Below are 4,974 nucleotides of genomic sequence, written 5' to 3'. Positions count from 1 at the left end.
CTCCCCGCCGCCGCCAGGCGCCGCCGCAGGTGGGGGTGAAAGCAACGTGATCGATCAAACTTCAACTGCGCCAGCCCCATGTCCCTCGCCAGTTGATCCGCCGTGGCGTACAGGCTGACAAAGTGCCAAGGCGCGCCGTCAGCCGCGCCACCGCCCTGAATCTGCCCGGGGTTGTACAGGGTAATGCTGCCGGGCCCGGCCTCAAACTCGCGGCGGTCGAGCCAGACCTTTTCCTCGCCGACCAGGTTCACGCCGATCACGCATTCATCGTGGCTGTGGCGGGCAAAGGTCAGGCCGGTGCAGTGCGTGCTGCTGACTTCGTAGTTGCCCAGCCAGGCGTGTTGCAGGGTGCTCATCGCGATAACTCGGTTAGAGGACGGGTATGAGCATACGTCGACAGGGCGGCTCAGATCGACTGTTGATTGACGCGCTGCGACAGCTCAGCAGCGCTTTCCTTACGCTCTGAGTAGCGGTCGACCAGCTCCGGGTGATTGCGCAGCAATAGGGTGAATTTCACCAGTTCCTCCATTACATCGACGACACGATCATAGAGTTCCGACGGCTTCATGCGGTCCTGGTCATCAAACTCCATGAAGGCCTTGGGCACCGAGGATTGGTTGGGGATGGTGAACATGCGCATCCACCGGCCAAGCACACGCAGTTGGTTGACGGTGTTGAACGATTGCGAACCGCCGCACACTTGCATCACCGCCAAGGTCTTGCCCTGGGTGGGCCGGACGGCGCCCAGGGCCAGCGGCACCCAATCGAGCTGGGCCTTGAACACCGCCGACATCGAGCCGTGACGTTCCGGCGAACACCAGACCTGGCCTTCGGACCATTGCATCAGGTCCAACAGTTCCTGAACCTTGGGGTGATCGGTGGGCGCATCATCAGGCAGCGGCAGGCCCGACGGGTTGAAAATCCGAGTGTCGGCACCGAAGTGACGCAACAGGCGCGCAGCTTCTTCTACCAGCAAGCGGCTGAATGAGCGCGCCCGCGTAGAGCCATAGAGCAGCAGGATGCGCGGCGGATGCGTCGGTTCGGTAGGCGGCGTGGTCAGGGTGGTGTCGAGATTGGGCAGGGTGGTCATCAGGGGCTCCGGCTACAAACGCGCAATGCGGTCGAGTTCAGTTTTCAGTTCATCCGGGCTCAGGCGGGTAAAGGGCAGGGCAAAAAACGCGCGGCAGCGGTTAGCGATGATGCCCATTGTGAGGTTAAACGCAGCGTCGACTTGGGTCTCATCAGCATGCAGTTCCGACGGATCTTCCAACCCCCAGTGCGCCTTCAGCGCCGGCCCGAAATACACCGGGCAGGTTTCACCGGCGGCCTTGTCGCACACGGTGATGACCACGTCCGGCGGGCTGCCTTCGAAGGCCTCATTACCCTTGCTGTACAAGCCGTCGGTGCTGATGCCCGCCGCCTGCAGCGTGCTCAGACTGCGCGGCAGCACTTGCCCCCGAGGAAAGCTGCCAGAGCTGATCGCCTCAAAGCCTTGCGGCGCCAAGTGGTTGAACACCGCTTCGGACAAGATGCTGCGGCAGCTGTTGGCGGTACACATAAACAGAACTTTCATGGCGAGTGTCCTTCAGAGGCTCAGGCGCAAGGCCAGCGCCGCAAGGGTGATCAACAGCACCGGCAAGGTCAGCACAATCCCGACCCTGAAGTAATAACCCCAGGTGATGGTGATGCCTTTGCGTGCGAGAATGTGCAGCCATAACAAGGTGGCCAGGCTACCGATGGGGGTGATTTTCGGCCCCAGGTCACTGCCGATCACGTTGGCGTAAATCATCGCGTCCTTGACCACACCCACGGCATGGCTGGACTCGATGGACAGTGCGCCGATCAGCACCGTCGGCAAGTTGTTCATCGCTGACGACAGCAGCGCCGTCAGCACGCCGGTGCCCATGGCCGCGCCCCACACGCCATAGGTGGCGAAGGTGTCGAGCCAGGTTGCCAGGTAGGTGGTCAAGCCAGCGTTACGCAGGCCGTAGACCACCAGGTACATGCCCAAGGAAAAGATCACGATTTGCCACGGGGCTTCTTTCAGCACCTTGCGCGTGGAGATTTTGTGGCCCTTGGCGGCGATCACCAGCAGCAACACGGCGCACACGGCGGAAATCGCACTTATGGGAATGCCCAGCGGCTCGAGGGCGAAACAACCGACCAGCAAAATACCGAGCACCCACCAACCTGCACGAAAGGTCGCACGGTCGTGGATGGCGCTGCTGGGGTCTTCCAGATCGGCCGGGTCGTAGGTCGGGGGAATGTCGCGGCGGAAAAACCACAGCAGTACCGCCAAGGTGGCAGCCACGCTGACGACGTTCACCGGCACCATGACTGCGGCGTATTCGTTGAAGCCGATCTTGAAGTAATCCGCCGAGACGATGTTCACCAGGTTCGACACCACCAACGGCAGGCTCGCCGTATCCGCGATAAACCCCGCGCCCATCACGAATGCCAGCGTCGCGGCTGGGGAAAACCGCAGCGCCAGCAGCATCGACATCACGATCGGTGTGAGGATCAACGCTGCGCCGTCGTTGGCGAACAGTGCCGAGACCAGGGCACCCAGCAGCACCATATAGGCGAACAAGCGCCGGCCACGCCCACGGCCCCAACGCGCCACATGCAGCGCGGTCCAGGCGAAGAACCCGGCTTCATCGAGCAACAGGCTGATGATGATCAGCGCAACAAAGGTGCCGGTCGCGTTCCAGATGATGTGCCACACCACGGGAATGTCGGCCAGGCTGATCACGCCGCAGGCCAGGGCCAGAATCGCCCCCAACGTTGCGCTCCAGCCGACGCCCAAGCCTTTTGGCTGCCAGATGACCAGGATGATGGTGAAGATAAAAATCGCAATGGCGACAAGCATGAATAAAAGCTCCGATGGCTTAGCAGCAGGCGCTGGCCCGTTGTGGTCTGTCGCCCATTTCATCAAGACGCAGCGCGTCGTTCTGCAACCATGACTGGTTGGCTTGCAAGGTGGTCTCCAGCACCTGTGTCACCCAGGCGGGCAGTGCCGGATTGATGCGGTAATAGATCCATTGACCCTGACGGCGATCGAGCAATAGCCCGCCACTGCGCAGTTGCGCCAAATGGCGGGAGATTTTTGGCTGGCTGTCGTCCAAAGCATGGATCAGTTCGCACACGCAAAGTTCGCCCTCGCGCAGGATCAATAATGTCAGGCGCGTGCGGGTGGCATCCGCCAGGCATTTGAACAGGGTGGGTGGGGAGAAGAGGTCCGACATGATCAAAGCCTGTATATATGAATATCCGAATATACGGATAAGCAAATATGTAGGTCAAATCCTGAATTCGTTTGATGTGGATCAAATGCCGCTCAATCAGCCACAAGTGACTGAAATTAAAATGAAACACGAATGTCCTAAAGTGCCTGCCCATAGCTGATGAAGGAAGAACCCGCGTGACCCGTGCCACTCGCAACCTGCGCAAGACCCTCGATTCCGTCGCGGACAATAATGAAACCGCGGCGTTTGACCTGATGCGCGCCGTCGAAAAACTCGGCGATGAAGTGCTGCGCCAACGCCTGCTCAACACCATTCACCGGCTCAATCAGGATGCACATGAGTTGCGCGAAGCGCGTGATTCGGTGGAGCAGGTCTCAGTCAAGCTCGCCTGAGCACGATCGTTCAAGACAAGCCCCTTATGACGCTGGCATGCTTGTCGACTGTCTGTCGATGAGCCGTCTCCATGCCTACAGCCTTACCTCATTACGCCTTCGGTCGCGGCGCCATTGCCGTTATTCCCTTGTCTCTGGCGTGTGCACCCTGGGGGCTGCTGGCCGGCTCCATGGCCATTGACGCGCAATTGACCCCCCTGCAGGCCCAGGGTTTGTCCGCCATCGTATTTGCCGGCGCCGCGCAATTGGTGGCTATCGGTATGGTCAAGGGCGGTGCCAGCCTGATCTCGATTGTGCTGACCACCTTGCTGCTGACGTCCCAACACTTGCTCTATGGCATGCATATGCGCCCGACGCTGTCGTCGCTCAATGCACGCTGGCGGATGAGCCTCGGATTTTTGCTGACTGACGAATTCTTTGCGCTGGTCAATCACTATGACCGTGAGACCTTCAACCGCTGGTATGCGCTGGGCGTCGGCTTGACGTTTTATATCATCTGGAACCTGTTTACCCTGGCCGGCATCGTGCTGGGCAAAAGCATTCCCGGCCTTGATCAACTGGGGCTGGAGTTTTCGATTGCTGCGACGTTTATCGCGCTGATCACGCCGGTCGTGCGTGATGTGCCTACGGTGGTGTGTGTGGCGGTTTCGCTGTTGTGTTCGGTGTGGCTGAGCTACTTGCACTGGGAGTCGGCGGTGGTGGTGTCGGGTATGCTCGGGATGAGTGCGGGTTTTGCCTGCAAGCGGCTTGGAGTGGGGGCGACGCAACGATGATCTACATCATGATTGTGGCCATGGGGTTGGTGGTGTTTCTCAACCGTTACTTGTTCATTGAGCCGCGTTTGCCGGTTCGGCTTAATCGCGGTGCGCGGGAATTTCTTGGGTTCGCGGTGCCGGGAATGCTTACGGCGATTTGTGGGCCGATTATTTTTCTTGCCGATCACAAGTTGAATGTGAGCCTGGCCAATCCTTATTTGCTGGCGGCTATTTGCGCAGTAGCGTTGATGTTCTGGACGCGCAATGTGTTGATTACGGTGCTGCTGAGCATGGGGTTGTTCTATTTTTTTCGTTGGTGGCTCTGAGGTGGCAGACTGCAATCGAGCAAGCCTGGGACTGTCATAAATTTTGTGTTCGGGCATAACATGTTGAAGAGGTGCATGTATGCCAACCACAAAGAAACCGGCCCGCAGGGCCCAGCGTGACCTTCCAGCCATTCCAAAAGAGCTGATCGACCAGTTCGTCAGCGGCCCGATGAGTGCCGAAGCCATTCAGGATGCGTCGATGGCGTTCAAAAAGGCCTTGATCGAGCGAGCCCTTGGTGCCGAGCTGGGCCACCAC

At 59.3% G+C, this 4,974-nt stretch carries 8 protein-coding genes and 1 pseudogene; 4 read left to right on the top strand and 5 right to left on the bottom strand.

All coding sequences use genetic code 11. The features are described 5' to 3' along the window. From E0F99_RS28885 to E0F99_RS28865, 5 genes are all read right to left on the bottom strand, one after another. Positions 1 to 356: AraC family ligand binding domain-containing protein (locus E0F99_RS28885; RefSeq protein ID WP_207303110.1), on the bottom strand; the 356-nt coding region annotated here is incomplete at its 3' end. A 50-nt stretch (positions 357 to 406) separates the two neighbouring features. Next, a complete protein-coding gene (gene arsH / locus E0F99_RS28880) occupies positions 407 to 1,093 on the bottom strand; it encodes an arsenical resistance protein ArsH (protein ID WP_408003441.1) in 687 nt (228 codons plus the stop codon). A gap of 9 nt (positions 1,094 to 1,102) precedes the next feature. Continuing rightward, complete coding sequence (locus E0F99_RS28875) at positions 1,103 to 1,573, bottom strand: arsenate reductase ArsC (RefSeq protein ID WP_083358302.1); 471 nt, start codon at positions 1,571 to 1,573, stop codon at positions 1,103 to 1,105. Positions 1,574 to 1,585: 12 nt separating this feature from the next. Beyond that, positions 1,586 to 2,869 (bottom strand): arsenic transporter, encoded by a 1,284-nt coding sequence (locus E0F99_RS28870; protein ID WP_083358303.1) that lies wholly within the window; start codon positions 2,867 to 2,869, stop codon positions 1,586 to 1,588. Between the two features lie 19 nt (positions 2,870 to 2,888). Next, entirely contained in the window at positions 2,889 to 3,245 is a 357-nt protein-coding gene (locus E0F99_RS28865) for a metalloregulator ArsR/SmtB family transcription factor (protein ID WP_083358304.1), read from the bottom strand. A 176-nt stretch (positions 3,246 to 3,421) separates the two neighbouring features. On the opposite strand from E0F99_RS28865, the gene E0F99_RS28860 reads away from it, so the two are divergent. From E0F99_RS28860 to E0F99_RS28845, 4 genes and pseudogenes are all read left to right on the top strand, one after another. Continuing rightward, the gene (locus tag E0F99_RS28860) at positions 3,422 to 3,637 is read left to right on the top strand and encodes a hypothetical protein (protein ID WP_017138831.1); all 216 of its coding nucleotides are present in this window, start codon (positions 3,422 to 3,424) and stop codon (positions 3,635 to 3,637) included. 71 nt (positions 3,638 to 3,708) lie between these two features. Beyond that, on the top strand, positions 3,709 to 4,410 hold the full coding sequence (locus E0F99_RS28855; protein ID WP_130909094.1) for an AzlC family ABC transporter permease: 702 nt from the start codon (positions 3,709 to 3,711) through the stop codon (positions 4,408 to 4,410). Continuing rightward, a complete protein-coding gene (locus E0F99_RS28850) occupies positions 4,407 to 4,718 on the top strand; it encodes an AzlD domain-containing protein (protein WP_083358305.1) in 312 nt (103 codons plus the stop codon). Before E0F99_RS28855 ends, E0F99_RS28850 begins: the two co-directional genes overlap by 4 nt. A 79-nt stretch (positions 4,719 to 4,797) precedes the next feature. Then, a pseudogene (locus E0F99_RS28845) lies at positions 4,798 to 4,974 on the top strand (IS256 family transposase); the annotation flags it as partial.

Origin of the sequence: Pseudomonas antarctica (assembly GCF_900624995.1) — a bacterium.
Lineage (GTDB): Bacteria > Pseudomonadota > Gammaproteobacteria > Pseudomonadales > Pseudomonadaceae > Aquipseudomonas > Aquipseudomonas antarctica.
Note: the sequence above shows the minus strand (reverse complement) of the source record. Positions and strands in the feature narration are given on the sequence as shown.

What these genes read in the sequence shown, in the direction of transcription:
- E0F99_RS28875 (WP_083358302.1), bottom strand. Translation starts at nt 1,573, where the DNA reads ATGAAAGTTCTGTTTATGTGTACCGCCAACAGCTGCCGCAGCATCTTG.
- E0F99_RS28870 (WP_083358303.1), bottom strand. Translation starts at nt 2,869, where the DNA reads ATGCTTGTCGCCATTGCGATTTTTATCTTCACCATCATCCTGGTCATC.
- E0F99_RS28865 (WP_083358304.1), bottom strand. Translation starts at nt 3,245, where the DNA reads ATGTCGGACCTCTTCTCCCCACCCACCCTGTTCAAATGCCTGGCGGAT.
- E0F99_RS28855 (WP_130909094.1), top strand. Translation starts at nt 3,709, where the DNA reads ATGCCTACAGCCTTACCTCATTACGCCTTCGGTCGCGGCGCCATTGCC.
- E0F99_RS28850 (WP_083358305.1), top strand. Translation starts at nt 4,407, where the DNA reads ATGATCTACATCATGATTGTGGCCATGGGGTTGGTGGTGTTTCTCAAC.